Below are 23,567 nucleotides of genomic sequence, written 5' to 3' on the forward strand. Positions count from 1 at the left end.
GCTGCAGAGCGGAATAACGAGCCTAATGGCGCAGACAACACAACCCGCCGCAGCATGGACCTCCGACCTCAGGCAATGGCTGCGTGAGTCAGCCGCGCACTCCGGCTTCGACACCGTAGGAGTAGCGCCAGTCGCCACAGGCAATCCCGAAGACGATAAGCCACTCGACGCGCAACGATTCGAAGCCTGGATCGACTCCGGCCGAGCAGGCGAGATGGACTACCTCAAGCGCCGTGACGAGCACGGAGTCTTGCTGCGAAGCGACGTGCAGATCGCAATGCCCTGGGCGCGTTCGGTCATCGTCTGCGCGCTGAACTACAACGCCGCGGCCCCACTCTCCATTGACCCATCCTCACCCGCCACCGGATGGATCGCCCGCTACGCCTGGAGCGGCCGCACCGACCCCGCCAAACCCGGCGAACTCGCCCCCACCGATTATCACGACGAGCTGCTAAGCCGCCTCAAAAAAATCGAGTCACAACTCCACGAGCGCCTCGCCTGCCAGACCCGCTGCTATGTGGACACCGGCCCCCTGGTGGAGCGAGCCGCAGCCGCAAAGGCCGGCATCGGCTGGGTCGGCAAGAACACCTGCGTCCTCGATCAGAAGCTCGGCTCCTGGCTGTTGTTTGGCGTCATCGTCACGTCAATCCCGGTCTCCCCCACGTTCGAGCTCGAAGTCGCTGTGGACCGCTGCGGCAGTTGCACTCGCTGCCTCGATGCCTGCCCCACCGACGCGCTGGTTGCGCCACACCAGATGGACGCCTCGCTCTGCATCTCCTATCTCACCATCGAAAAAAAAGGCACAATCCCTGAAGAGCTGCGAGAACCGATGGGCCGCCAGGTCTTCGGCTGCGATATCTGCCAGGACGTCTGTCCCTGGAACCGCCGCTCTCCCATCTCGCAGAGCGACGGAATGCTCCCACGAAGACAGCTGGTCAACCCATCGCTGTCTTGGCTCGCCGAACTGGACTCCGCAACCTTCAAGCAATGGTTCAAGGGATCGCCTCTCGAACGCACGCGCCTGAAGCGGCTGCATCGCAACGTCGCTATCGCCATGGGAAACAGCGGCGAAGCGCAGTTCCTCCCACAATTGGAGCAATGGAGCGCAGCGGAAGACCCCGTGCTTGCCGAGTCGTCGCAGTGGGCCATCGCGCGCATCCACGGCCTCACCAACACTCCAACCCCCCAGCCCTCCTAGGCCAACATCAACAGCCACCGAAAACCGACACCCTCTGCTAGCATCGGGAGTGAATTGCCCGGCCGCCGCTCGCCGGATCTTGCATCGAACTCTCCTATGCCGTCAACTCTTCCCGACAAACCCGAAGCGCACACGACCGCGAACACCAGCCACCCGGATCTGCCGCCGAAGCCGATCGAGGAGGTCACACCCGTAGTCTGCGACGACACCCTCTCAGGACAGATCGTCGCGTTAGCCCGCTACATGGGCCGCACCGAGGTCCATACCTACGCCTTCAGCGTCGCCGCCAACGTCATCCTCTCGCTCTTTCCGTTCATCGTGCTCCTGCTGACCCTCTGCCGCAGCGTCTTCCACTCGCGCTCGATGGAGGCCATCGTCGGCGACATGATGAAGAACCTCCTCCCTGTCGGCCAGGACTTCGTCATGCGCAACATGCAGCTGCTGGCCCACCCCCACAAGGGGACCCAGCTCTTCTCGTTGGTCATGCTGCTGATCACCTCTACAGGTGTCTTTCTACCGCTCGAGGTTGCGTTGAACCGGGTTTGGGGAGTTCGCCAGAATCGAAGCTATCTTCACAACCAGGCCGTATCCCTCGGACTGGCCTTCGCGGTCGGCGTCCTGGCCATGGCCTCGGTAGCATCCACTGCCAGCCAGCAGACCATCCTCGCCTGGGTCTTCTTCGGCCACACCGAAAATGTCGTCTTCCACTTCATCTCCTTCGCCTTCCTCAAGCTCTGCGCCGGGCTTGCGAGCATCCTGATGTTCTTTCTAATCTATTGGGTGTTGCCCTACAGAAAGATTCCGGCGCGAGCAGTGGTGCCTACAGCCATCGTCGTCGGCCTGCTCTGGCAGTTGGCGAAGTACCTCTATATCAAGGCTCTTCCCTGGTTGGACTTTCAGTCCGTCTACGGACCGTTTTATATTTCGGTAGGGTTGATGATGTGGGCGTTTCTCTCCGGCCTGCTCTTGCTGGCAGGAGCCCATTTTTCCGCAACCCGTTATACCTTGAAGCTGGCACGGCAGGCGGACCTGGAGGCTGCGAACGATGCAAGACCCGAATAGCCCTACCCGGCCGCGCGTTCTCAGCCTGCTGAGAGAACGGCTGCCGACAGGACTTGCCGGCGCCGCAGCTTGGCTTGGACTGTGGTTCTGTGTGCTGTTCGTCCGCCGCTGGATTCCGGGCGGATTCGGAACCTTCCTTGGAGTGCTGCAGTTTTTTGTTGGAATTGCGCTGATCTCAGTCGCAATTCCCCTTGCCTGGCAGTTCGTGCGCCGGAATCTGCTGTGGAGCCTGCGCAACAAACTGGTGCTCACCTATCTGCTCATCGGTCTCGCCCCGGTGATCTTGTTCCTCACCCTCGTCGGAGTTCTGGCCTACGTCGCCGCGGGGCAGTTCGCCATCCACCTCACAGACTCGCGGCTGCAGGCTGAGCTGATCCAGATGAGAAACGAGAGCGGCCACCGCGCCGACCTCACCACTGCCCTCGTCGCCGAACGCCCCAAGGACTCAGCGCAGCAGATCGGCGGTGCAGTCCAGAACATCGAAAGCGCCGGAGAGGTAGCTCGTCTCGACATGCCTCGTATGAGGCTGCATCGCGAGACCCGTGTCTTCATGAATGGTGCTCCCATCGACCTTGGCCCCAACTATCGCGGTAAAGCCCCGTTCGGCCTTCCTCCCTGGGCGACGGAACTGCCGGGTGGGGAGTTCTCCGGTCTGGTTCTCGATGGGCGCGATCTCTACCTCGTCGCGCTTCACCAGAAAAAGTGGGACAGCGGACGCATCTTCACTCTGATGTCGAGCCTGCCGGTGGACAGCGCCTTTCTGAAGCTGGCCTCTGACGGCCTGGGACAAGCCAGCCTGCTGCCCCAGCGCGCAGGAAGAACCGCCAACGAGATCAGTCAGGAGAACAAAAACGGCGCGCCTGCTCCCGCGAAAAAATCGAGTCAAAAGGTCCGGTTCGCCGTAGGAGCCGACGGCATCAACAGCGGGTCCAGCTGGGTCGTCGGTGGCACCGAGCCGCCCGCCGTCAACCTCGCCGACGCCCGCGTCAGCTTCACCTCAACCGAGCCGATTGTCGACTGGGATACAGGAGAGCGGGACAACGTTCTCATCGCGGTTCAATCCCGGCCGTCTCTGCTCTATAACCAGCTCTTCGGCTCCTCGCTCGGCGGAATTGTAACCAGCGTTCTGCGTATTGCCATCATCCTGCTCTGCGTGCTCTTCGCGCTCATTGAGATGCTGGCCTTGTGGATGGCGATCGCTCTTAGCCGCACCATCACCTCGTCGGTGGCCGATCTCTACAGCGCAACGGAACACATCGAGGATGGTGATCTGGACTATCGCATCGGCGTCAAGAGCGACGACCAGCTCGCCGAGCTCAGCCGATCCTTCAACACCATGTCGGGATCGCTGAAGCGCCTGCTTGAAGAACAGAAGGAAAAAGAGCGCCTGCAGAACGAGATCTCCATCGCGCAGGAGGTGCAGGCCAACCTCTTTCCGCTTCACGCCCAGGGACTCGCGACGCTCGATCTGCACGGAGTCTGCCGGCCGGCACGCTCGGTCAGCGGCGACTACTACGACTTCCTCGTCTTCCACGAAGAAGCCCATGCAGGCATGATGAACCGCCGCGAGACCGGTGTCGGAATCGCCATCGGCGACATCAGCGGAAAGGGAATCTCCGCGGCGCTGCTCATGGCAACCCTCCACTCCGCAGTGCGGGCCTACCGCTTCGCCAGCGAAGAGCTCGTCTACAGCGAATCCAGTGTGGCCGGGCTCATGGCCAGCAGGGAAGGCCGCGGCGGAGACTGCGACGAGCTGTTCCAATCGCCGGGACGCATCCTCTCCCTGCTCAACCGGCACCTCTATCGCAGCACGCAGCCGGAGAAGTATGCCACCCTGTTTCTCGCGCACTACGACGTCGCCACGGCCATGATGACCTACTCGAACGCCGGTCAGCTTCCGCCTCTGGTCCTCAGTCGCGACGGTCAGATCCGCCGGCTCGACAAGGGAGGCACCGTGGTGGGGCTCATGGACGGCATGCAATACGAGGAAGACCGATTCCACATGCAGCCGGGAGACATCATGGTCGCCTACTCTGACGGCGTAACCGAGCCAGAGAACGACTTTGGCGAGTTTGGTGAGGAGCGCATGATGGAGGTCGTCGCGCGCTACCGCGATCAGCCCCTGCACATGATCTCCGGCCAGGTGATGCTGGCGCTCGACGCCTGGATCGGCGCCGAAGAGCAACCCGACGACATCACCCTCGTCCTGGCCCGCAAGACCTGACAAAAGAAGCTGTCCTGCCGGACGGGCCTCCTGCGCGGAGGGCGGGCGTTCGCACGCCTTTTTAGAGCTTCGCCCGGTCCTCCCGTTGGTCGGCACGAGATCTACCCGCGACCAACGGGAACGCCAACCGAAGGGGTATACACGTCACGAAGTGACCGCCGCCCGCGCAGGGCGCCCGTCCGGCAGGACGCTGTCTCCTAAAAAATAGTTGAAAAACGTGGCGCATTTTTCACCGACGAAAAACACGTTGTCAGCACACCATCTCCACCACGCATTCCACCACGATCGCACCAGCAAAAAACCACGATCAAACACGCACTTTTTCCAAAACACCCTCAAAAAACCCAGCAACACAACAGAAATCCAGCCGCCCACCACGCCAAATTTTTTCTCGGAGATTTCTATTTTTTATGGATCGCTTTAATCGCAATCGAGTTGGGGGAGATTCCAGCGGGAAGAATAGTAAACAGCGCCGGCCCCTGCTTTCCTGCCGTCCGAATCACCGCAACATCGCCCGAATGTGTATCTGCCGCCAGCAAAAGATGCTGATCCTCCGAAAACGCAAGCACACCCGGCCCAGAGCCCGTACGCACACTGCCCGCCAGCTTGCCATCGTCGATGCTGTAAAGCCCTATAGAGTCAGCACCTTGATTCGAGATCCAGAGCATGCTGTTATCGCCGCTCACAATCCCTTGAGCTGGCCTGTTGCCAATCGCATAAGTCCCCCCCACTTCGTTAGTCCACGTAGCAATCTCAGAGAAGCTGTCCGAATCAAAGTTCGAAACGAAGATCTCTCCGCCGTCCGGCTTCATCGCAAGATGAACCGGCGTCTTCCCAACATCAAGCAACGCCAGCATACGGTCGGTCGTAAGCGATGGATTCTGTTTGGCCGCCCACGATCCAGGCGCCGCCGCAAGACCAACCGCCATCACCTGATGTCCCGCAGAGCAGGCCACAAAGGCCTTCGAGGAGTCAGGCAGAATGACGGTGTCGGAAGCTCCCTGACAACCGGAAGATGTCGAACGAAGATGCAGGGTGGCTCCAGATGACGGCTTGGTGGAGTCGTAAGGAGTTACATCAAAGAGAGACACGCTGCCGCTGCCATGATTCGTCACAACAAGCGTGCGGCCATCCGGCGAGATGCGCGCCTGGACGGGTTGTTCGCCGGCGCCTGCCACAGAAACCTCGCGTCGGCGATCAAGATCAAGAACGCTTACGCTATTGGAGCCGTAGTTGGCGACGTAGGCCCGGTGTCCAGTAGGGTCGACGGTAATAAAGGATGGCTGGCGGTGAACCAAAATCGTCGCGACGACACGGTTGACCTCAGCGTCGATTACCGAGATGGTGCCGGACTGAGCGTTGGCGACGTAGATCTCGTTTCGAGCCGGATTAACGGCCAGATTGGTTGGGTTCGCGCCCACCTGAAGCGTGCGATCCTGACGCAGGTAGACGAGATCGAGCACCGTGACTGTGTTCGATCCCCCGTTGCTGATGTAGGCATACTCTCGGTAGCCGACTGGAACGTCGGGGAAGCTGCTCCTTCGGCAACCTGAGAGGCTAAGGAGCCCAAACGCTGCGAGCGTGACAAAACGAAAGGAATAAGGGTGGGGCGTGGGCACTGTTCGGAGTCTATCGAGGTGTTCCAAGGGGGGCAAGGGGAGTGCAGCCCGCGAAGAGTTTTTCGCTATTCGCAGAAACTTCTGTATACCATTTGGTGTTTAAGTTGACGATGCTGATTTATCGAAGGACGATTTACAGCATCACGTGCAATTCCTACTCGGACAACGAAGCTGCGGTCCCCCTGCGGCTTCGTTGATTTTTAGCGGCGGCTATCCCGCACATGAACCCAGTTCCAGGCAGTCCATGCGAAGTACCCTCCCTGAATAACCCATACAGCCACATAGGCGAAGAGCAGGTGCCGGTGAGGCATGGTGCTCAGATCGAAGAAAGAACGCCAGGTCATTGCGGGATCTCCAAAGAAGCTTCGATGGCCTGCAGGGCGGCCTCCTGCTCGGCTAGTTGGCGACGACGCTCGAGGGCGAAACGGAAGAGAACGATGCAGATACCCCACACGGTCCAGCCGGCGAGATTCCAATAGAAGGCGGGGAGCATGGAGGGGTCAATCCCTGAGTCGGGGCCACCCCCGAAGACCGGCGCAGGGTGCTGGGTGCGCCACCAGCGAATGGACATGTAGACGATGGGAACGTCCACCGCGGCAAACACTGAGAGAACTGCGGCGAGAGTGTGGGTCTGCCCAGTAGACGAGAAGCGGCGCAGCATCAGATAGCTGACATAGAGCAGCCACAGGAGGAGCATGCTGGTAAGGCGGGGGTCCCAGGTCCACCAGATGCCCCAGGTGGCGCGGCCCCAGAGCATGCCAGTAAGCAGACAGATGCTGGAGTAGACAACTGTCACTTCGGCAGTGCTAAGCGCCAAGGCATCTGCGGCAAGGGCCTTGAGCGGTTCGCGATGTCGCCAGTAGAGATAGAAGAGCGAGGCTACGAAGTTGATGTAGGGGAAGATCAGACTCAACATCGCGATGGGGACGTGGTAGTAGAAGATGCGCCCGACGTTGCCCTGCGCTGCGTCCGTGGGGACGAGGAAGATGGCTTGGCGGAAGCCGACGGCGAGCACAGCGATGCTGATGCCAAACCAGAGCCAAGCGACGCTGCGGAGAGTGGGGGTGCGCTGCTCCATGGATCTAGTTTATCCCGAATGCCGTCATTCGGCGTTGAGGACAGTCTCGAAGAGCAGAATGCAGACCGTGGTGAAGATGATGTCGTAGCCGAGGAGCTGCTTGATCCAGGTGTTGATCTGGATGGGGTCGAGGTCAGCGGTGAGTACGCCAGTGGTGGCCTGCACCATGGCCAGGAGGGCGGGGAGGGAGATGGGGAGGAGAAGCAGTGGGAGAAGCAGTTCGCGGTTGCGGGCGCGCAGGCCCAAGGCGGCGAAGAAGGTGCCGTTGACAACCAGCGCCCAAGTTCCAAGCGGCAGGATGACAGCGAGAAGCCAGACGTTGCCGAGCGCGTGGAGGTTGAAAAATACGATGAAGATAGGAGCCAAGACCGCCTCGACGGCCAAGACAAACAACATGTTAGCGAGGGCTTTGCCGAGGAAGAGGGCGGAGGCGGGGGAGGGGGCCATGCGCTGGGCTTCAAGGACGTTGTTACGCTGCTCCCGAGTCCAGGACTGGTTGAGGGCTGTGATGGAGGCGAAGAGCAGGGCCACCCAGAGGATTCCACCGGAGATCTGGCGGGCCATGGTGGGGTAGCTGGTGGGGTCGAAGGCCAGGCCGAAGACTACGACGACCAGGAGGGAGAAGAAGAGCATCCCGTTGATGGAGTCGCGGGAGCGCCACTCGAGGCGGAGGTCTTTGCGGAGGTGGTCCCAGACGTGATGGAGATACTTCATGCCTTGGGTTGATCCTTGGTGAGATCGGCCAGGGTTGCGTTGGCGGCGCGGAGATAGTCTGAGGGAGCGAGGAGGAGCTGGAGGCCTCGCTGGCCGGCGGAGACGGAGATCTGGTCGAAGAGTTCGATGGTCTCGTCGGCGAAGGCTGGGAAGGGCTTTTTGGCTCCCATGACGGTGACTCCGCCACGGATGTAGCCGGTGAGCGGCTCTACTTCTTTGAGGGAGGCTAGGTCGGCTTTTTTTGCTCCGGCGGCGTGGGCCAGTTTTTTGAGGTCGAGTTCGGCGTCGCCGGGGATGACCGCGAAGACGTGGTCCATCCCTGCTGGGCCGCCGGCGATAGTGTTGGTGTGGGCGAGGAGGGTTTTGAAGACCTGCTCGGGGGGGAGGCCTATCTTGCGGGCGACGGAGATGGCGGTGAGGTCGTCGGGGTCGATGTCGTAGGGGCGGAGTTCGTAGGGGATGCCCAGGGTGTCGAGGAGGCGGGCGGCGTTGGTCTTGGCTGGAGCGGGCGTCTTCACCCAGCGGCCTCGGCTGGGGAGTCCGTGGTCCGGGGAGTCTGCCAGTGAGTGTCCAGAATCTGGCCGTTGTGCATGGTGAGGGTGCGGTCGGCGATGGGTTCGGCGAGGGTGGACTGGTGGGTGGTGAGGAGGATGGTGCGGGCGCCGGATACTCCGTTGACCGGAGCTACGGGCCAGGTGCGGAAGTCGGCGAGGAGCTCGACCATGTGGCGGGCGGAGGCGGCGTCGAGGTTGGAGAAGGGTTCGTCGAGGAGCAGGATCTCGGGATCGGTCTGGAGGACGCGGGCGAGCGAGGTGCGCTGGCGCATGCCTTGAGAGTATTGCCCGACTGGGCGGTTGAGTTTGGGGTCGAGGCCGACGGCGCGGAGGGCCATCTCGGGGTTGCCTACGCAGGCGCAGCCTCCTTCGCGATGGAGCGAGGAGAAGTAGTTCAGGTTCTCGATGGCGGTGAGCTCGTCGTAGAGCATGGGCGAGTGGCTCATGTAGGCGATGCGGCGGCGCTGCTGGTGAGGGGAGCCGCAGAAGACTGTAACGCGGCCGCGGGTGGGCGTGATGAGGCCGGCGATGATGCGGAGGAGGGTGGATTTTCCGGCTCCGTTTTCGCCGAGGATGACGGTCGAGGAGCCGGTGCAGAAGCTGGTGGTTACGTTGCGGAGGGCGGCGAAGGTGCCGTAGATCTTGGAGACGGAGTCGAGCGCGATGCAGTCCCTGCCGGCAGCGGATGGAGTCGGAGTGCTGCGAGTTGTCTCTGCCGTCTGCGTCATATTTTTTCGTGCGCGGCGGTTAGCGGGTTGCGGGAAGCGTTGCTGCGGCGGTGGTGGCCGGGGTTGCAGAGGCGGGGGCCGGGGCGTACTTGGAGGCGCATTTGGCCTGGAGCTGGGTGGCGTGGAAGACGCCGTCGTGGCCGTAGGTGCCGACGGCGAGCGCCTGGGCGTCGTCCTTGAAGGTGTCGGGCGGCGGCTCCGATCCCTGGTAGATGACTGAGAGTTTGCGGCCCTGCTCGAGGAGGTCGAAGGTGGCGCTGGTACCGACGCGGTGGATGCTGCCGGGAGCGACGTTGCCGGCTACGCGGAGGTGACGGACGTAGGCTTTGTTGCCCATGCCCTGAAGCTCGCCGATGGTGACGTAGTAACTCTTATTGTCGCGGCCGCCGGTGAACGAGAGATACGCGATGGTAGCCACAATGATCAGTGTGGCGACGATGAATTTGATCGGATTCTTGTGGGATGCGTTTGCCATGTTCTTCGTCTTTCAGTCTACGTTCGTGGTTTCGATTTGGGTAGTCAACGAGTTGGTGTATACCCCCCTCCCCCCAACGGGGTATCTTGGGCGGAAGTTTATTGGAATGAGTAGTTTACAGAGGGGGTATGTCTGTAAAATATTGCATTCAAAGGGCTTACGTGCAAAATATTTGATTTGTTGCAGTTACGCTCCTTGTCGTGTGAATGGTGTGTAGTCTGTTCGATTTCTGTTTGTTACTTCTATTTTAGACGATTGGCGGGGGGTAATACGCCACGACAAAAGCCGCTCTGGGCGTGGGTTTTAGCCACTTTGGGGCTTGACAAGATTTAACGGCAGAGAATTTGGGTAGCTCAATAATTGAGACAAGCAGGTTTTCGTTCAAGGCAGCACGGCTGAACTATCGTTCGGTTAGGTTTTTGGCGACTTCGGGCATTTGAGATTTTTGATATCGATTCAACACCCGAATGTGAGGATTCAGGATAGGTGGAAAAGGAGGACGATGGAGATTCTGGGAGATTCGAGGCTGTTACGAAACCGGGTTTGATCAGCGTCTCTGAAGACAAGCGATATTTGAGAGATTTCAATACGACGGAACAAGTCCTCCGAGTTGGACGTAAAGCAACGCAAGCAGCTAAATGCAGGAAGTGAGGTCTAGCGTGCCTTTGCGTCAACTAGCATTACTTTGTTACGTGATCCTCGGAGCGCTCAACTTCGCTTTGGCTGAGGACTATGCCGCGGTGAATTTCCTCGAAAAACCGGGACCGCACGCAGTCGGGATCAGAGTCGTCGAGCACTATGACAGTGCGCGCGACTTTGGATCGGCAGTTGATCAAAAAACTGTCCCAGCGACCCAAACTGAACGTGGCCGGCCGTTGCAGACGCTCGTCTGGTACCCCGCGCAGAGGACTGGTCGGAAGACCATGACCATGGGGGATTACGTCGCGTTGATGGACACAGAGGTGAGCTTCGGTAAACCCCAGAGAACGCGAGATGGCGATGTACTAAAGGCGTGGTTGCAAGCATCCCTTGGACAATCGATGTCAGCTGTGCGGGATGCGGGCCTTGAGACGGGCCGGTTTCCGGTGGTGATCTACGCTCCAAGCTTCACTTCCTGGTCTTGGGAGAATGTTGATCTGTGTGAATATCTCGCGAGCAACGGCTATGTCGTGGTTGCAAGTCCAGGCATGGGAGAGAAGTCTCGTGAATCTACTCATGATCTGTCGGGAGTCAACGCTCAGGCCAGTGACGTATCGTTTCTGATCGAGTATGCGGCCTCACTTCCAGACACCGACATGACGGGGGTAGCTGCCATTGGCTTTAGCTGGGGAGGACTGGCCGACTTGTTCGCAGCTTCGAGAGACAATCGAATCAAGGCGTTGGTCTCTCTTGATGGTAGCGAGCGCTACTTTCCGGGCTTGGTTGAAGCGTCCAAGACTGTTCACCCCGACCAAATGACCATTCCGCTAATCTACTTCGAAGAGGGCGACCAATCGCTGGAAGATCAGGATCTACTTAATCGTCGCTTTCACGCGGATGGACCGAGTGTACTCAATCAGTGGGTACATGGGGATCTGATCACCATTCGGATGTTGGGACTCTTTCATCCTGAGTTCTGCTCAATTGCATATCGAAATGAAGAGCTATGGGAAAAGGAGCTTCCGAATCTACAAGTGGCAGATTACAACCGTGCAGACGGTTTAGTCGGATATTCCTGGGTGATGCGCTACACGAGAGCGTTCCTAGGCTTTTATCTAAAACACGATGTTCAGGCTGGAGCCTTCCTGAAGGCTCCTTCAAGTGCGAACGGCGTTCCAAACCACACGATGTCGGTGAAATTGCGGCCGAGTATTCGCGTCGCGAATAAAACGGTTGGAGACCCAGCCAACTAAGATCAAATGGTGCGATTGGACAAAGACTGTTCTCGGTGTACGAAGTTTATTTGAGGCGCAACGGAAGGCGGCATATTTGAATGTCTCCGCCCTTCGTGGAACTAATCTCTGCTTCGTGGATTAAAATTTTGCTACATGAGGCTGGCTTATGTTTGTAGCGCGGAGGTTGATAGGTGTTGGTCTGGTGGTGGCCGTGGCTGCGCCTCTGTGGGGGCAGGATGCGAATGGGCAGGACAAGACTCTGGTGCAGGAAGACAGCCGTTTGAACAGTGTGTATCAACAGAGAGTGGCGCAGCTGCGGGCCGATCCGAAGGGGTTGACGGCGCTGCGGAAGCAGGAGCGCGACTGGATTATGCAGCGGGATCAGCAGTGCGGGAAGGACGCTGGGTGTTTGACGCAGGCGACGAAGGCGCACGCCGACTACTTTGAGACGCAGGTGAAGCAGAACGATCCCGCGGCCAAGGCGGGCAGTCCGATTCCTGAGATGATTAGGGGACAATGGATGGTGAAGAAGGTGCTTCCTACGAAGACGATCGCGTGCTGGGACCAGAAGCAGGCCGATGCAATGATAGGCACTGAGCTGGAGTACAAGGCGGATAGCCTGCGATGGAAGACGACGACGGTGCGGAACCTTGGCAGTACGGCGGCAACGGTCGAAGCGAAGCAATTTGCTGAAGACAACTCGGGTAGGGGCAGCCAGAGTTCTCAGGTGGATTTTAGTCAGTTGGGCATCGCGACGCCAACTGTACAGCAGATCACGATCGAGCATCCAGACGTCACAATCCAGGACGGGTCGGCTGGCGGCAGTATGGAGATGCCGGGTGATGTGGTGATGATGAAGGATAGCGACCGGCTGGTGTTTTCGGTTTGCAATGTTTATTTTGAGGCGGATCGGGCTGGGAAACCGTAAGGGTTATCTTCGCGGTGGATGGATGATGACTGGCAGACGCAAGGGCAAAATGCGGAGATTCTTCGCTGCGCTCAGAATGACAGGCTAGAGGAAGTAGAGCAAAAATAAATGCAACGGCAGAAGCAACAGCAGATCCCTGCGGAATGACAAGCAAAGGAACAGGCAACGGCTACAGAAGCAGCAACCGCGACAGAAGCAGCAACAGCAGCAGCTACAAAAGCGACCGTGGTCCTCGTTGCGCTCAGAATGGCAGTGATTCTGATGCACTTTTGAACAGTAAAAAGCGGAGACACTGTGAAGTCTCCGCCTCTTTAGTTGAGCGCCGGTTGCTATGTAGCAGAACTAGACGCTGGTGGCGGTTACGGTTTTGGGTTCGGCTGCGGTGGTGTTGACGGTGTCGGAGATGGTGGAGAGGAGTTCGTCGGCGTTCTTCTCTTCGTCGAGGATGCTGTCGAGGAGATCGGCTGCGTCGTCGTCGCCGAGGAGTTCGGCCCAGGTGCGGAGGGTGCCGTAGACGGCGATCTCATGATGCTCGACCTGCTGCGCGGAGGCGATGAGGGTGATGTCGCGGATGCTGGTGTCTGCTGCGTCCTTGATGTTGTCCTCGGCTTCGGTGACGAGGGCGGAGATGGCTTTGCAGGTGGAGGTGTCGGCGTTGCCGTTGGTGGCGTCGCGGAGGATGCTTTCAACTTTGGCGACGTGGGTTTGAGTTTCGGTGAGGTGGTTGCGGAAGGCGGAGGCGAGCTGGGGGTCGGTGGACTTCTCGATCATGGTGGGGAGGGCTTTGGTGATCTTCTGCTCCATGTCGAGGGCCTTTTTGAGGTTGGCGATATAGAGGGTGCGGAGGTCTTCGATGTTTTCGGAGAATAGCTTCATGGGTGTGGCTCCTTTGGAAACTCGCGAGATGTCTCGTTAGCGCACAGAGGCGCCATTTGGTGCAGCGTGGAAGGTGTGGGTGAGAGCGGCGAACGTTCAAGCCGGGGTGCTCACGGTCGTTCTGCGTTCTGCTGAGTAGGATGCGAGGTTGCAGACAGGGTTGGCTGGGAGGTTTAGCTAATTCCTATCGGGTGAATGGAGTGAGAAGCCTCTGGAAGAGGGCCTGTGTGCGGGTTTTTTTCGAGGCGCAAGCGGGATTTGCGATGGTGATGCTGGTGATCTTAAGTAACGCTTAACACTTCGGGATGCTGGAAGGGTGCTGCTTGAAGCGGGCTGATTCTGGGGCTGCGTTTCGCGGCCTTCGAGATTGCTGGTGAGCGGGAAGCTTAGCGCGCAAAGTTTGCGAGAAGCTTTGGCGAAGTTGCGTGCATCGTATACTTACTCGATAACACGGCTAATTACTCGTAAGACGGCTGAACGGGTAGGGGAGAGACATGAGCGAAAACGGGAACGGGGCGGCTTCAAACGGCAATGGCAGTGGGGCGCACTCGCACGGCAACGACTACAAGGTGCCGACGGGGCGGGCGGAGTGGATTGTGAAGCGCAAGGCCGAGGCGGCGCGGACTGGCGATATGAATATGAGCCAGATGCACTTTGCGCGGAAGGGCATGATCACCGAAGAGATGGCCTATGTCGCCGGACGGGAGAAGATTTCGGCGGAGCTGGTACGGAGCGAGGTGGCGAAGGGGACGATGATTATCCCGGCAAACATCAACCACGTGGAGCTGGAGCCGATGGCGATTGGGGTGGAGTCCCTGTGCAAGATCAATGCGAATATCGGGAACTCGGCGCTGGTGTCGAATGTGGATGAGGAGTTGCGAAAGCTGCATACGGCGGTGCACTTTGGCGCGGATACGGTGATGGATCTGTCGACGGGTGGGGATATTTCGATGATTCGGGAGCAGATTCTGCGGCATTCGCCGGTCCCGATTGGGACGGTGCCGTTGTATGAGGCGCTCTCGCGAGTGAAGAGGGTGGAGGATCTGAATATTGATCTTTACCTTGAGGTGATTGAGGAGCAGGCGCAGCAGGGAGTGGATTACTTTACGATTCATGCGGGCGTGCTGATTGAGTATGTGCCGCTGGTAGCGAAGCGGATTACTGGGATTGTGAGCCGGGGTGGGGCGATTCTGGCGCAGTGGATGACGTCGAATCATAAGCAGAACTTTTTGTATGAGAACTTCGACCGGATTACGAAGGTGATGGTGAAGTATGACGTGAGCTACTCGCTGGGCGATGGGCTAAGGCCGGGGTGTCTGGCGGATGCGAGCGATGAAGCTCAGTTTGCGGAGTTGAAGACGCTAGGTGAGCTGACCCGACAGGCGTGGAAGAGCGATGTGCAGGTGATGATCGAAGGGCCGGGGCATATCCCGATGGACCAGATCAAGCTACAGGTGGATAAAGAGGTTGAGTTGTGCGATGGGGCTCCGTTTTATGTGCTGGGACCGCTGGTGACCGATATCGCGCCTGGATATGACCACATTACGTCGGCGATTGGCGCGGCGATGATTGGGTGGCATGGTGCGGCGATGCTCTGCTATGTAACTCCGAAGGAGCACCTTGGACTGCCGAATGAGAAGGATGTGAAGGACGGGATTATCGCTTACAAGATTGCGGCGCATGCGGCGGATGTGGCTCGTCATCGGCCGGGCGCGAGGGATCGGGATGATGCGATCTCGCATGCTCGGTACACGTTTGATTGGGATAAGCAGTTTGCACTGTCGCTTGACCCGGAGACGGCACGAGGGATGCATGACGAGACGCTGCCGGATGACTACTACAAGGAAGCGGCGTTCTGCAGTATGTGCGGGCCGAAGTTCTGCAGCATGAACTGGTCGAGCAAGGTGGACGAGTTCAATGCGAAGGAGCATGGGCTGCATAAGCAGGACCTGACGCAGATCGTTACGGAGCAGATGGCGTTGCGGGGGTAGCGGTTGCCGGAAGTGCGGTTGTACGGTGAAGGCAACAGCAACGGCAAAGACAAGAGCAAATGCGAAATACGGGGATTCTTCGCGTTGCTCAGAATGACAAGGGGTATTGGTGGTTTATAGAAAAAGGCCGTGTCCCTGGTTTGGGAGGCGGCCTATCTCTTTGGGGAGGAAACTGGTTTCGGTTGGCTCGGAGCGTTAGCTGGGAGTCTGTTGCGTTGGGGGCGAATGGTACTGCGCTGCGGGGCGGCAAGGGGTAGCTCAGAGCTGGAGTCGAAGGACGGCTCGAATTGGTCAGCGCTGAAGTTGAAGGCCATGCCCGCGATGCGGTGGAGGATGCGGGTTGGTGTGGGCTGGCAACAACTTACTCCGTGGGGCGGCAGCACAGCGGTGAGTCTAGAGAATATCTTTCTCCTGTTTGTCAGATCGCATGGCAAGAAGTGCAGGAGCAATAATCATTGCGAGAAAAACCAAAGCTAGAACGAGATCGTGGACCATTGGGGAGTCTCCTTTGGGCGGCTTTGACCGTCTTGAGAGTAATCATGCGGCAGGTGACTAAATGGGGACATCCCACTTCGGGAAGCAAAGATGCGTCTTTTGGGGGATGGTTTTTCTTTTTAATGCTCAGGTCCTGCCGGACGGGCCCACTACGCGTGGGGCGGTCACTTCGTGACTTGTATACCCCCTTCGGGTGGTCCTCCCGTTGGTCGGAGGCTAGCGCTTATGGTGTTGAGGATGGTGGTCTGTGGTGGGTTGGTGGTTATTTGGTGGCTTGTTTGTTTGCGTTTTCGAGGATGGCGGCGGAGTGGTTGAGGGCGGCGGCCAAGGCGGCTAGCTGCGATTGGGCTCTCGGGGCGTCGGGGGCGTCGATGCCTTCGTTCACGCCGGGGATGACGACGGCGGCGTAGCCGGTGAACTCGCCTGGAGCGTAGATGGTGTGTTTGTACCAGGAGCGCTTGGGGAGACCTTCGGGGTTTAGAAGAGCGCCCTCGGCTTCGCGCAGGGATTTGTTGAGTGCGACGGGGTTTGATGACGGCGCGGCCTGGGTGGCTCGGATGGCGGTGCCGGCGGCGGCGAAGCGGTTGGCGGCGGCCTGGGCAGCGGTGAAGTCGAGGGTGAGGTTCTTGGCGGTGGCTTGTTTCTGCGCGGCCTCGAGGTAGCCTACGATCTCTTTGCCGTAGAGCTGGTAGTCGTAGGGAAGGACGTCGGCGTCGGCCATGTGGAGGATCTCGAGGCCGAAGACGCGAGCTTGTTGCTGCTCGTAGACGAAGGTGGGGTCGGCGAATTTGGTGAACCAGTTGTAGTTGTCGAAGACGGAGTGGTAGACGCCGTAGGGGCCTTCGGAGCCGATGTCGGTGGAGGGGACGCCGAGGTGCTGGATGAAGGGGGTGTAGTCGGAGCCGGAGCCGAGGGTGCCGATGTGGACGTCGGAGTCAGTGGATTCGGTTGGCTTGTGTGTGCGCCGCGTGGGGGCGGTTGCCTGGTCGGCCTTCCACTGTTCGTAGACGGTTCCGCCTTTGGGGCTGGCGACTTCTTTGGTGACTTCGCGGACGAACTGTTTGAGCGAGGGTACGGCGGCGGCGTCGAAGTTGGGGCCGGCTACGCCTACGTCGGTGTTGAAGTAGGCTACGGCGTGGGCGAGGTGGGTTTCGTGCTGCTCGGCCCACTCGGTGGAGCCGATGAGACCTTCTTCTTCTGCGTCCCAACTGCAGAGGACGATGCGGCGTTGTGGCTTCCAGCCTTGCTTGAGGAGTTCGCCCAGGCCGTGAACGGTTTCGAGCATGGCGGCAGTGCCGGAGTTGGGATCGACGGCGCCGTAGACCCAGGCGTCGCGGTGGTTTCCGGCTACGACCCAGTCTTCTTTCTGGGTGGAGTCGGTTCCGTCGATGGTGCCGGTGACGTCCCAGATGGTACGGAGGGCGATGTCCTGATCGAGGTGCATGTGGACAGTGATTTTAGGAGGCGTACCGTGAGTGCCGCCTGCTCCGAGATTGCTGGAGGCTCCTAGGTGGTAGGTGAAGGGGAGTGCGCCCTGCCAGTCGCGGGGGGATTCGGCTCCGCCGAGGGCTTTGAGGATGGGGGCGGCGTCGTGGTAGGAGAGGGGATTGGTGGGGATGCTGGGCTGGTTGTTCTGCAGTTTGTCGACGGGGATGCGTTTGGAGTCGGGGAGGTCGGGTGTGGAGGCTACGCCGGGAGTGGTGGGGTCGCCGGGGTAGATGGGAAGGAACTGGATGGAGCCGCGCTGGACGGCGGTTTCGGGGCGGTAGGGGCCGCGGGGGTAGATGTCGCCGCGGAAGTAGCCGTCGTCGGCGGGGTCGGAGTAGATGAGGACGCCGACGGCTCCGTACTGCTGGGCGATGTAGGTCTTGATGCCGCGGAAGTTTTCGCCGTAGCGGACGAGGACGATCTTGCCTTTGACGCTGATGCCTAGTTTGGTGAGCTGCTGGAAGTCGGCGAGGGTGCCGTAGTTGGCGTAGATGACCTCGGCGGTGACGTCGCCTGAGGGGGAGGAGCCGTTGAAGGCGGGGAGGATGCGGGGGTCGTCCTGGAAGGGGTCGCCGCCGAATTTGTTGGGGTCGACGTGCTCTGGGGTGGGGCCGGACATTAGTTTTTTGCCGTCGGCGTCGAAGGCTTCGATGAGGATCTTGACGGGTTTGGTGAGGAGGACTTTGTAGGGAACGATCTGGGTTTCGAGGCCGGCGGCTTTGAACTTGTCGGCGACGTAGACGGCGGTGGCGTAGTCCTCTGGCGAACTGGCCCAGTGGGGGGCGGCGGTGAGGGTCTTGAGGTGCTGGCCTGCGAGTGCGGCGTCGGGGACAGCCATGAAGATTTTGTCCCACTTTGCCTGCTGGGCGAAGTCGCGATATCCGAAGACCTGGGGGGTGGGAGACTGGGCCAGTGTGAGGGCGGCGAGGGGGAGCAGGCAGGCTACGGTGCGGAGACGAGTCAAGTCGTGGGCCTCGATGTGGGTTGTCGAGATATCAGGGTATCGCAGAATTGAGTTTGGGCAGGATCTTTGCCGGTGAGGTTCTGTGGACAGAGGTTTCTGGCGGAAGGTTCCCTCGAAGATTTTGAGTCTCAGTGATTTGTTGCGGACACGATAAAGCGGCTCACGATGGATGTGAGCCGCTGCGATGGATTCTTGAGCGAAGAGCTATACGGGCTGGGTGCAGAACTTGCAGCGAGTGGCGGGGATGGGGATGTCGCCCAGGCACTGGGGGCAGGGCTTGGTGGCAGGTGGCTCGGCGATTGTGGGGTGGAATTTTTTCAGGAGGTACTGAATGGGCAGTACGAGGAAGAAGTAAACGACGCCGGCGATGAGGAGGAAGTTGATGATGGCGGTGATGAAGTCGCCGTAGCGGATCTCGCCGCCGTTGACGTGGGCGATGAGGTAGCCGAAGTTGGGCTTGCCGATGACTGCGCCCAGGAGGGGATTGATGATCTTTTCAGTCAGCGAGGTGACGATGGAGGTGAATGCAGCTCCGATGATGACGGCGACGGCAAGATCGACGACGTTACCACGCAGAATGAAATCGCGGAATCCTTTGAACATGAGGTCAGTCTCCTAGTTTGATCGTGCATGGAACCGTTGATCACTGCTTGTTCCGGTGCGGGGAGTATACCGCAGGAGATTTTAAAGGCTAGAGGGTAGTTGAGGCGGAGGAGCTGGGGTTGGCTATGGGAGGAGGCTTGCTATTGGGAAGATGCTATCCAGCGGGCGTAAGGGTAGAGGAGGAAGAAGAGGATCATGCAGAGGGCCATGAGGTCCATGTAGATGCAGAGGATGACGCCGGCGTGATAGAAGCTCCAGCGGCGCTGCATGCAACGGACGGTGTCGGCGGTGCCGGCGATGGCGAAGAGGACAGGAAGGATGAGGAGGGGAGTGGCGCGGTTGTGGGGGAAGTCGGAGAGGAGGAGAGCTACGGCGAGGCTGAGGAGTACGAGGAGGCTGCCGCGCAGAAGAGAGTGGACACGCGGATTGAAGAGGGGATATTTCACGTAGGGTGTGTCTGTTTTAAGGATACGAGCGTGCGGAGTTTGGCGCTAGTTTTGGGAGGAGCGGCAGTGGCCTGCCTGAGCTTCATTTTTGATGCAGGCAAAAGCTGATTGCAATAATGGCGGGAGATCGTTGCGGAGTTGGTTGTGGTGATGACTGGGTGTGTCCAAGCGAGGGGAACACACCCAGAGGAGTCTGCCGGTTCATCCGATGGCAACTTTAGTCGCAGTGAGATTTTTATACTGCGGTGAGCTCGGGTTCAGGCTGTTTGGACATAGCGCGGATGGAGTCGTTGTAGGGAGAGGTGAGGACGCCGCGCTCGGTGATGATGGCGGTGACGTACTTTGCGGGGGTGACGTCAAAGGCTGGGTTCTCGATGGCTACGCCGTGAGGGGTCATCTGCTTGCCGTTGGAGTGGGTGACTTCGCGGGCGTCGCGCTGCTCGATGGGGATGAGGTCGCCCGTGGCGGTTTGAAGGTCGAGGGTGGACCAGGGGGCGGCGACGTAGAAGGGGATGTTGTGCTCTTTGGCGAGGATGGCTACGCCGTAGGTGCCGATCTTGTTGGCGACGTCTCCGTTGGCGGCGATGCGGTCGGCGCCGACGATGACGGCCTGGATGCGGCCTTGGCGCATGAGCGAGGCGGCCATGTTGTCGCAGAGGACGGTGGTGGGGATATTGTCCTTCATGAGCTCCCATGCGGTGAGGCGGGCGCCCTGGAGGAAGGGACGGGTCTCGTCGGCGAAGACGTCGATCTTGTGGCCGCGCTCGATTGCGGCGCGGATGACGCCGAGGGCCGAGCCATAGCCGCAGGTGGCGAGGGCTCCCGCGTTGCAGTGGGTGAGGACGGTGCCCTCTTTGGGAAGGAGCGATGCGCCGTGTGCGCCCATTTGCTTGCAGGCGGCGATGTCCTCGTCGTACATGCGGCGGGCCTTAGCGACTATGGCGGACTTGATCTCGGAGATGGGAGTGTCTTTGGCGGCGAGTGCGAAGTAGAGATTGCGGATCTCGTCGATGCCCCAGAAGAGATTGACGGCAGTGGGGCGGGTCTCGGCGAGGGTTTTGGCGATGAGGGCGACCTCTTCGGTGAGGGCGGGGAGGGTGGTCGCAGTGCTGCGGTCGATGCCGATGGCCATGCCCATGGCGGCAGAGACGCCGATGGCTGGGGCTCCGCGGACGATCATGTCGCGGATGACGGTGGCGACCTGCTTGTAGTCGGTGGCGAGGACGTAGGTCTCCTCGAGGGGCAGCTTGGTTTGATCGAGGAAGTTAACGCCGGTGGGGAGCCATTCGAGGGTAGGGATCATGTCCCTTCTAGTTTATCGCGAATGACCTGTATGGGGGCGGATGTGGGGGCCATAGGCAGTTCGGCGGGCATAGAAGCGCTGGCAGCAGCCGGTGCAGCGAACTGGGCGCAGAGCCAGGTAGTGGAAGAACCAGTCCCAGCCTCGGCGGTGGGAGCGATGCAGGGATTCGGTGTTGCAGTGGGGGCAGAATCTTCCGTCGGAGAACTTCGGCTTTGAGAGCATGGGGGCTTTATCGGCGGAGAGGTTGCGAGTGTTAGGTTCTTGAGAATTGTTTCTCTACGGTGAGGCTTTTCGTGCGGGTTCTCGTCCACAATGGGAATAAAGATGCGGCGAGGTTTGTTGAGGGAGGTCCACGTGAGAAAAGATGCGTTGAGGAATGCTCTTCTGCTGGTGATTGCGTTGGCGCTGGTTGAGATCGCCGCAAGGCCGTATGTGTCTCCTCCCCCGGTTGCGGCGGACTCGTCTGCGGCTCATGCGCTCTACATTGAGCCGGGGGTGCAGAATCTGCGGTATCCGGATGGGACGGGGCAGGTGTACGGGAAGGTGGTTGTGGATCTGCGGACCGGGAAGATCTGGGGTTTTCCTACGGGGACCGTTGATCCTTATCCTTCTTACCCGCTGGATAGTAAGCCGGCGGTTTCGCGTCCGTTTGCGCTGGGGCGGTATGCGTTTGAGGATTTGGATAAATGAATCGTGGGGCTGTTGGGTTGGGCTAGGCAACAGTGAAAGGCAACAGCAGATTCCTCCGCTGCGCTGCGGAATGACAACAAGAAAACAGGCAACGGCAAAAGCTAAATACGGGGATCCTTCACTACGTTCAGGATGACGGCTCCAAGAGGCATTGGGCTCCCTTTGCCTGTCAGGCCGTCGTTTTGTGGGTGTGTTGGGGCTAACGGGTGGTGATAGTGGTGGGGGCTTCGTTGGCTTTGAGGTAGTTGCCGTAGCCTACGACGATGGTGGAGCTGACGAGAAGGAAGAGGCCGGTGGCTACGAGGGTTTTGGTGCGGCGGCTGGTGCCTCGCCACTCTTTGAGGAAGAGCCCCCAGAGGGTGGCGAAGATGATGATGCTGGCCATGTGGAGGGTCCAGCTGGAGAAGTCATACTTGCCCATCTTGGTCTGACCCATGGAGTAGAAGAAGAACTGGAAGTACCAGATGACGCCGGCGAGGGAGGCGAAGATGTAGTTCTGGACGAGTGTCTTTGGGGCGAGGTGGTCGTAGGTGGAGGGATCGAGGGGGTCGAAGTCGACCAGGGTCTGGCCGGAGGCGTGGGTGGCGCGCATGGGGTTTAGGCCGGGTTGGCCGGTGAATTGTTTGATGGAGCCGTTTTTGAGGATGAGGATGGCGGACCAGACGAAGTTGGTGAGGAAGCCTCCCCAGAGCACGACGATGAGGACGGGCAGGTTTTGCCAGAGGTCGAGGCGGTTGTGGGCGAGGAGCTCGGTTTTGGCGAGGGCTCCGATGGGGGCTCCGGCTTTGAGGCCGAAGGCGAAGAAGGAGCTCATGACGCCGGCGAAGATGGCTACGGCTAGTCCTTTGCCGAAGTTGTAGTCGGTCTCTCCGGCTTCGGCCTTTTCTTCCGGGGTGATTTCGCGCTCTTTGGAGAGGCCAGCGGCTCCGTTGACGGCTACGGCGATCAGACAGAGGAGGACGCCGGCGAGGATGATCTGGCCGGAGGTTTCGTGGAGGATGATGTGGATGGAGCCGTCATAGATGGGCGGGATGAGGGTTCCGAAGGCGGTGCAGAGGCCGAGGGCGATGGCGTATCCGAGGGCGATGCCGAGGTAGCGGATGGCGAGGCCGAAGGTGAGGCCGCCTGCTCCCCAGAGGATGCCCCAGAAGATGGCGTAGTGGATGCTGGAGGCGGGCGCGGCGTGGAGGATGCCGAAGAGATTCGGGACGAGGAGCGAGGCGAGGACGATGGGGGCGATGATCCACGCGGCGAATCCCTGGATGAGCCAGTAGATCTCCCACGACCAGCGCTTGATGCCGCGGAAGGGGATGAAGTTGGTGGCGGAGGCGAAACCGCCGATCCAGTGATAGATGACGCCGATGAAAGGATTGGGTCCCACGAGGCCTCGTTCTGGTGAATGATGGTGGTGCCTGGGTCGAGCGGGTACTATCGTACCTGACACAAGTTGCGTTAGGGAAATATACTCTCTATTGAATCTTATTCCGGATCGCTGCTTCGCCTGGAGGATGGTCTGCGAGTTTCACTGTTCATTACTTGTTACAACGACACGCTGTTTCCTGAGACCGGCAAGGCTGTGGTGCGGGTGCTGGAGCGACTGGGGCATACGGTGGAGTTTCCTCAAGGGCAGACATGCTGTGGGCAGATGCACTATAACACTGGCTATCAGGCGGAGGCGATGCCGCTGCTTTCGCGGTTTGTGGAACAGTTCAAGGGCGCCGAGGCGGTGGTGGTGCCGTCGTCGTCATGTGTGGCGATGATGCGGGATCACTATCCGAAGATGGCGTTGGCGATCGGACGGGTGGAGCTGATTGCGGAGGTGGATGCTCTGCTGCCGAAGGTGTTTGAGTTTTCGGAGTTTCTGACGAAGCGGCTGGGGCTGGAGGACGTGGGGGCCTACTATCCGCATCGGGTGACGTATCACGCGAGCTGCCATGGGTTGCGGAATTTGGTGTTGGGTGATGGGCCGATGCGGCTGCTGAAGGCGGTGCGGGGGATTGATCTCGTCGAGTTGCAGGGGCTGGAGCAGTGCTGCGGATTCGGCGGGACGTTTGCGGTTAAGAATGCGGATGTATCGAGCGCGATGCTGGCGGAGAAGACGACGGCGGTTTTGAATACGAAGGCTGAGGCTTGTACGGCTTGCGATAACTCGTGCCTGATGCATATTCAGGGGGCGCTGCATCGGCAGAGGACGGGCGTGAAGACGGTGCATCTGGCTGAGATTTTGGCTGGGGATGAGGGGGCTTTACGTTGATGG

22 protein-coding genes are annotated in these 23,567 nt (G+C 59.7%); 9 read left to right on the plus strand and 13 right to left on the minus strand.

The annotated features are described in order from the left end of the window. Nucleotides 1-25 precede the first annotated feature (25 nt). From queG to HDF08_RS05280, 3 genes are all read left to right on the plus strand, one after another. A complete protein-coding gene (queG, locus tag HDF08_RS05270; protein ID WP_179637505.1) occupies nt 26-1,198 on the plus strand; it encodes a tRNA epoxyqueuosine(34) reductase QueG in 1,173 nt (390 codons plus the stop codon). Nucleotides 1,199-1,294: 96 nt separating this feature from the next. Continuing rightward, nucleotides 1,295-2,260, plus strand: coding sequence for a YihY/virulence factor BrkB family protein (locus tag HDF08_RS05275; protein ID WP_179637506.1), 966 nt, complete (start codon nt 1,295-1,297; stop codon nt 2,258-2,260). Beyond that, nucleotides 2,244-4,484 carry a PP2C family protein-serine/threonine phosphatase gene (locus HDF08_RS05280; RefSeq protein ID WP_179637507.1) on the plus strand — a complete coding sequence of 747 codons (2,241 nt, stop codon included), beginning with the start codon at nt 2,244-2,246 and terminating at the stop codon, nt 4,482-4,484. The genes HDF08_RS05275 and HDF08_RS05280 overlap by 17 nt, the downstream gene beginning before the upstream one ends. Before the next feature lie 401 nt (nt 4,485-4,885). Here HDF08_RS05280 and HDF08_RS05285 read toward each other — a convergent pair whose 3' ends face one another. From HDF08_RS05285 to HDF08_RS05315, 7 genes are all read right to left on the minus strand, one after another. Then, complete coding sequence (locus HDF08_RS05285) at nt 4,886-6,103, minus strand: beta-propeller fold lactonase family protein (protein WP_179637508.1); 1,218 nt, start codon at nt 6,101-6,103, stop codon at nt 4,886-4,888. A gap of 200 nt (nt 6,104-6,303) precedes the next feature. After that, nucleotides 6,304-6,447, minus strand: a complete 144-nt coding sequence (locus HDF08_RS05290) for a hypothetical protein (RefSeq protein WP_179637509.1) — start codon at nt 6,445-6,447, stop codon at nt 6,304-6,306. Further along, nucleotides 6,444-7,181: a cytochrome c biogenesis protein CcsA gene (ccsA, locus tag HDF08_RS05295; RefSeq protein WP_179637510.1), complete on the minus strand. Its 738-nt coding sequence runs from the start codon at nt 7,179-7,181 to the stop codon at nt 6,444-6,446. The genes HDF08_RS05290 and ccsA overlap by 4 nt, the downstream gene beginning before the upstream one ends. A gap of 24 nt (nt 7,182-7,205) precedes the next feature. After that, entirely contained in the window at nt 7,206-7,895 is a 690-nt protein-coding gene (locus HDF08_RS05300; protein ID WP_179637511.1) for a heme exporter protein CcmB, read from the minus strand. Next, complete coding sequence (gene ybaK, locus HDF08_RS05305) at nt 7,892-8,413, minus strand: Cys-tRNA(Pro) deacylase (protein WP_179637512.1); 522 nt, start codon at nt 8,411-8,413, stop codon at nt 7,892-7,894. The genes HDF08_RS05300 and ybaK overlap by 4 nt, the downstream gene beginning before the upstream one ends. Then, nucleotides 8,410-9,177 (minus strand): ABC transporter ATP-binding protein, encoded by a 768-nt coding sequence (locus HDF08_RS05310; protein WP_179637513.1) that lies wholly within the window; start codon nt 9,175-9,177, stop codon nt 8,410-8,412. Before HDF08_RS05310 ends, ybaK begins: the two co-directional genes overlap by 4 nt. 19 nt (nt 9,178-9,196) lie before the next feature. Then, a complete protein-coding gene (locus tag HDF08_RS05315; protein ID WP_179637514.1) occupies nt 9,197-9,652 on the minus strand; it encodes a cytochrome c maturation protein CcmE in 456 nt (151 codons plus the stop codon). A 659-nt stretch (nt 9,653-10,311) separates the two neighbouring features. Here HDF08_RS05315 and HDF08_RS05320 point away from each other — a divergent pair. Together HDF08_RS05320 and HDF08_RS05325 are read left to right on the plus strand one after the other, a co-directional pair. Further along, nucleotides 10,312-11,544: a dienelactone hydrolase family protein gene (locus HDF08_RS05320; RefSeq protein ID WP_179637515.1), complete on the plus strand. Its 1,233-nt coding sequence runs from the start codon at nt 10,312-10,314 to the stop codon at nt 11,542-11,544. 148 nt (nt 11,545-11,692) lie between these two features. Further along, on the plus strand, nt 11,693-12,454 hold the full coding sequence (locus tag HDF08_RS05325; RefSeq protein ID WP_179637516.1) for a lysozyme inhibitor LprI family protein: 762 nt from the start codon (nt 11,693-11,695) through the stop codon (nt 12,452-12,454). A 342-nt stretch (nt 12,455-12,796) separates the two neighbouring features. On the opposite strand, the gene HDF08_RS05330 is transcribed toward HDF08_RS05325, so the two are convergent. Continuing rightward, the gene (locus tag HDF08_RS05330; protein WP_179637517.1) at nt 12,797-13,330 is read right to left on the minus strand and encodes a YciE/YciF ferroxidase family protein; all 534 of its coding nucleotides are present in this window, start codon (nt 13,328-13,330) and stop codon (nt 12,797-12,799) included. Between the two features lie 494 nt (nt 13,331-13,824). Between HDF08_RS05330 and thiC the strand changes: the two genes are divergently transcribed. Continuing rightward, nucleotides 13,825-15,321, plus strand: coding sequence for a phosphomethylpyrimidine synthase ThiC (thiC, locus tag HDF08_RS05335; protein ID WP_179637518.1), 1,497 nt, complete (start codon nt 13,825-13,827; stop codon nt 15,319-15,321). A 757-nt stretch (nt 15,322-16,078) separates the two neighbouring features. Here thiC and HDF08_RS05340 read toward each other — a convergent pair. From HDF08_RS05340 to mtnA, 4 genes are all read right to left on the minus strand, one after another. Next, nucleotides 16,079-18,268 carry a M28 family metallopeptidase gene (locus HDF08_RS05340; RefSeq protein WP_179637519.1) on the minus strand — a complete coding sequence of 730 codons (2,190 nt, stop codon included), beginning with the start codon at nt 18,266-18,268 and terminating at the stop codon, nt 16,079-16,081. A gap of 204 nt (nt 18,269-18,472) precedes the next feature. Beyond that, the gene (gene mscL, locus HDF08_RS05345; RefSeq protein WP_179637520.1) at nt 18,473-18,871 is read right to left on the minus strand and encodes a large conductance mechanosensitive channel protein MscL; all 399 of its coding nucleotides are present in this window, start codon (nt 18,869-18,871) and stop codon (nt 18,473-18,475) included. 140 nt (nt 18,872-19,011) lie between these two features. Then, complete coding sequence (locus HDF08_RS05350; protein ID WP_179637521.1) at nt 19,012-19,317, minus strand: permease; 306 nt, start codon at nt 19,315-19,317, stop codon at nt 19,012-19,014. A gap of 235 nt (nt 19,318-19,552) precedes the next feature. After that, a complete protein-coding gene (gene mtnA / locus HDF08_RS05355) occupies nt 19,553-20,620 on the minus strand; it encodes an S-methyl-5-thioribose-1-phosphate isomerase (protein ID WP_179637522.1) in 1,068 nt (355 codons plus the stop codon). Nucleotides 20,621-20,641: 21 nt separating this feature from the next. Between mtnA and HDF08_RS05360 the strand changes: the two genes are divergently transcribed. After that, nucleotides 20,642-20,836, plus strand: coding sequence for a hypothetical protein (locus HDF08_RS05360; RefSeq protein ID WP_179637523.1), 195 nt, complete (start codon nt 20,642-20,644; stop codon nt 20,834-20,836). 138 nt (nt 20,837-20,974) lie between these two features. After that, nucleotides 20,975-21,310 carry a hypothetical protein gene (locus HDF08_RS05365; protein ID WP_179637524.1) on the plus strand — a complete coding sequence of 112 codons (336 nt, stop codon included), beginning with the start codon at nt 20,975-20,977 and terminating at the stop codon, nt 21,308-21,310. Between the two features lie 199 nt (nt 21,311-21,509). On the opposite strand, the gene HDF08_RS05370 is transcribed toward HDF08_RS05365, so the two are convergent. Next, nucleotides 21,510-22,691 (minus strand): L-rhamnose/proton symporter RhaT, encoded by a 1,182-nt coding sequence (locus HDF08_RS05370; RefSeq protein ID WP_179637525.1) that lies wholly within the window; start codon nt 22,689-22,691, stop codon nt 21,510-21,512. 132 nt (nt 22,692-22,823) lie between these two features. On the opposite strand from HDF08_RS05370, the gene HDF08_RS05375 reads away from it, so the two are divergent. After that, nucleotides 22,824-23,564 carry a (Fe-S)-binding protein gene (locus tag HDF08_RS05375; protein WP_179638803.1) on the plus strand — a complete coding sequence of 247 codons (741 nt, stop codon included), beginning with the start codon at nt 22,824-22,826 and terminating at the stop codon, nt 23,562-23,564. The last annotated feature ends 3 nt before the right edge of the window (nt 23,565-23,567 follow it).

It is taken from the genome of Tunturiibacter empetritectus, assembly GCF_013410875.1.
Taxonomy (GTDB): Bacteria; Acidobacteriota; Terriglobia; order Terriglobales; family Acidobacteriaceae; genus Edaphobacter; species Edaphobacter empetritectus.

Bases quoted from the DNA above. Each gene is read 5' to 3' on its own strand.
- queG (WP_179637505.1), top strand. From the start codon at position 26: ATGGCGCAGACAACACAACCCGCCGCAGCATGGACCTCCGACCTCAGG.
- HDF08_RS05275 (WP_179637506.1), top strand. From the start codon at position 1,295: ATGCCGTCAACTCTTCCCGACAAACCCGAAGCGCACACGACCGCGAAC.
- HDF08_RS05280 (WP_179637507.1), top strand. From the start codon at position 2,244: ATGCAAGACCCGAATAGCCCTACCCGGCCGCGCGTTCTCAGCCTGCTG.
- HDF08_RS05290 (WP_179637509.1), bottom strand. From the start codon at position 6,447: ATGACCTGGCGTTCTTTCTTCGATCTGAGCACCATGCCTCACCGGCAC.
- ccsA (WP_179637510.1), bottom strand. From the start codon at position 7,181: ATGGAGCAGCGCACCCCCACTCTCCGCAGCGTCGCTTGGCTCTGGTTT.
- HDF08_RS05300 (WP_179637511.1), bottom strand. From the start codon at position 7,895: ATGAAGTATCTCCATCACGTCTGGGACCACCTCCGCAAAGACCTCCGC.
- HDF08_RS05310 (WP_179637513.1), bottom strand. From the start codon at position 9,177: ATGACGCAGACGGCAGAGACAACTCGCAGCACTCCGACTCCATCCGCT.
- HDF08_RS05315 (WP_179637514.1), bottom strand. From the start codon at position 9,652: ATGGCAAACGCATCCCACAAGAATCCGATCAAATTCATCGTCGCCACA.
- HDF08_RS05325 (WP_179637516.1), top strand. From the start codon at position 11,693: ATGTTTGTAGCGCGGAGGTTGATAGGTGTTGGTCTGGTGGTGGCCGTG.
- HDF08_RS05330 (WP_179637517.1), bottom strand. From the start codon at position 13,330: ATGAAGCTATTCTCCGAAAACATCGAAGACCTCCGCACCCTCTATATC.
- thiC (WP_179637518.1), top strand. From the start codon at position 13,825: ATGAGCGAAAACGGGAACGGGGCGGCTTCAAACGGCAATGGCAGTGGG.
- mscL (WP_179637520.1), bottom strand. From the start codon at position 18,871: ATGTTCAAAGGATTCCGCGATTTCATTCTGCGTGGTAACGTCGTCGAT.
- mtnA (WP_179637522.1), bottom strand. From the start codon at position 20,620: ATGATCCCTACCCTCGAATGGCTCCCCACCGGCGTTAACTTCCTCGAT.
- HDF08_RS05360 (WP_179637523.1), top strand. From the start codon at position 20,642: ATGACCTGTATGGGGGCGGATGTGGGGGCCATAGGCAGTTCGGCGGGC.